Annotated in this window: 1 protein-coding gene; it reads left to right on the forward strand. The window is 40.2% G+C overall.

Going from position 1 to position 647, the window contains the following annotated elements; all coding sequences use genetic code 11:
• A partial coding sequence (locus L3049_RS21535) for a Calx-beta domain-containing protein (protein ID WP_275111904.1) occupies nucleotides 1-647 on the forward strand: 647 nt, incomplete at both ends.

Consider the following 647-nt stretch of genomic DNA (forward strand, 5'->3'; position numbering starts at 1 on the left):
GAACTGATGGTCTGTTTACGTTGACCTTAACTAATGCAGTAAGTGTAGATACAGAAATCACATTTGCAGTAAGCGGTTTAGCAACAGAGGGAACCGATTATGCGGCACTTGGAACAACAGTTACGATTCCAGCTAACAGCACATCGATCACACTTCCTGTAAGTGTAATTAATGATGATCTAGTAGAAACTGGAGGCGAAACAGTAATTGTAAGTTTAGTTTCAACCAATACTGCAGTAACAATAGGAGCTACAGATGAAGCAACTGTTACTATTTCAGATGAAGATGCATCTGAAGTAAGTATTGCAGCTACAACTCAGGCAAGTGAGCCAGGAACAAATGGTTTGTTTACTCTGACGCTAAGCAATGCAGTAAGTGTAGATACAGAAATTACATTTGCAGTAAGTGGCGTAGCAACAGAAGGAACCGATTATTCGGCACTTGGAACAACAGTTACCATTCCAGCTAACAGCACATCGATCACACTTCCAGTAAGTGTAATTAATGATGATCTAGTAGAAACTGGAGGCGAAACAGTAATTATCACTTTAGCTTCAACCAATACAGCGGTAACAATCGCTGCAGCAGACGAAGCAACAGTAACTATTTCAGATGAAGATGCATCAGAAGTAAGTATTGCAGCTACA

This window comes from Labilibaculum sp. DW002, assembly GCF_029029525.1.
Lineage (GTDB): Bacteria > Bacteroidota > Bacteroidia > Bacteroidales > Marinifilaceae > Paralabilibaculum > Paralabilibaculum antarcticum.